This is a genomic window from Burkholderia sp. HMSC10F09 (assembly GCF_001806955.1).
Taxonomy (GTDB): Bacteria; Pseudomonadota; Gammaproteobacteria; order Burkholderiales; family Burkholderiaceae; genus Burkholderia; species Burkholderia multivorans.
The window spans coordinates 1-965 of the sequence record NZ_KV786596.1 but is presented as its reverse complement, the minus strand read 5'-3'; the positions used below and the strand labels follow the sequence as shown (position 1 = coordinate 965).

1 protein-coding gene is annotated in these 965 nt (G+C 73.5%); it reads left to right on the top strand.

What is annotated here, in order from left to right; translation table 11 throughout:
- The coding region (locus HMPREF3115_RS06585; RefSeq protein ID WP_141751650.1) for a FimL-related protein at positions 1-965 on the top strand (965 nt) is incomplete at both ends.

Below are 965 nucleotides of genomic sequence, written 5' to 3'. Positions count from 1 at the left end.
AGCGGCGGCCGTGCTGGCCGAAGCCGGCTGGTTGCCGGCCGCAAGATTCGCGGGCCAGCTGGCTGCCGGCGCGCCGTTCGCCGCGACGGCAGGCGAAGCGGACGTCGCCGCGTGGCGCACCGCGTTGCGCGACTTCCGTGCGGCCGTCGGCCGGCACAATCTGCGCGAACTCGCGTGTTCGCCGGTTCTGTTTGCCCATTTCCGTACGCTGCGCGCGCTGACGGGCGGCGGTGCGCCCGCGGCCGTTCCGCTCGACGCGCTGGCCCTCGTCGGCCGCGCGGTGCCGGCCGCGTCGCTGCGTTCGCTGCCCGACGGATTCGCGGCCCGCGTGCGCGCGCGTTATGAACAAGCGCTGCTCGGTGCGCTGCGTGCGGAGAATCCGGCATCCGGTTCCGCGCTCGACGAACTCGACGCGATCGCGGCCGCGCTCGCCGACGATGCGCCGTACGACTTCTGGCGCCTCGTCGTCGCATGCATGCGCGCGCTGCGCGCGAGCGGCGCGCCTGATCTGAAGCGCTTTCTCGCGCGCACGAACCTGCTGCTCGCCGAACACGCGAACGGGCGGCCACACGCACCGCCCGAACTCGTACGCGAAACGGCTGCACTGTTGTGGCGCGATTTCGCGCTGTTCGGCGCGGCTGCCGAAGACGCCGCGCTCGTCGACGTGCTGCACGACTACGGGCTCACGGTCGACTGGCACGTGGCCGGCACGCCGGGCTCCGAAGCGCTGTGGGAAGCCGATGCGGCGCGTGCCGAGCACGACGCGCTCGCCGCCGCACCGACGCGCACGCTCGGTGTCGTGACGGTCAACGCACATGCGTATGAGGATTTCCTGCAGACCGCCGATGCGTCGATGAGCGACCTGTCGGCCCATCCCGCGGCGGCGGATGCCGGCGCGGCATGGCGCGCGTCCGCGGCGGCGTACCGCGTTGGCGCGGCCGCCTGTGCGCTCGGGCTCGGCCACG